The sequence below is a fragment of the Paraburkholderia sp. EG304 genome (assembly GCF_046543485.1).
GTDB lineage: Bacteria > Pseudomonadota > Gammaproteobacteria > Burkholderiales > Burkholderiaceae > Paraburkholderia > Paraburkholderia youngii.
Genome location: NZ_JBKGUA010000353.1, coordinates 1 through 432, shown reverse-complemented (window position 1 = coordinate 432; position 432 = coordinate 1). Strand labels below are relative to the sequence as shown.

Genomic DNA, 432 nt, shown 5'->3' with positions numbered 1-432 from the left:
TCCTATGCCGACCGCGCCCTCATGTTGTTAGACGGTCGCATCGTCGACGACATTGCCTCCCCCACCGCCGAATCGGTGAGCGAGGCAATGGCCGGATTGGAGGGCTGATGTTCACTGAGGCTCTCAGAGAGCTGCGTCACCATCCCGGTCGGTTGGTCGCTACCCTCATTGCCATTGCAGTGTCAGTTGGGTTCCTCGTCGGTATCTCGATGTTCGTACGTACCCAGGGTGTGGCGCTGGGGAAGGAACAGGCTGTCGCCACCTCGAAAGCCGACGTCGTCGTCGACACCGACGGAGCGGTTGTCGACCCCGATGAGGTCACCCGAACTATCTAGGAAACCCAGGGGGTCGGGGCTGTCGACACCGTGTTGTCGACGTCCATGCCAGCAGCCCACGGACACGATTCGGTGATGATCGACCTCCTCCAGGTTC

At 61.3% G+C, this 432-nt stretch carries 1 protein-coding gene; it reads right to left on the bottom strand.

Annotated features, from left to right (window positions below):
- Positions 1-182: 182 nt before the first annotated feature.
- On the bottom strand, positions 183-432 hold a 250-nt coding region (locus ACLFKU_RS44245), incomplete at its 5' end, for a hypothetical protein (protein ID WP_410853457.1).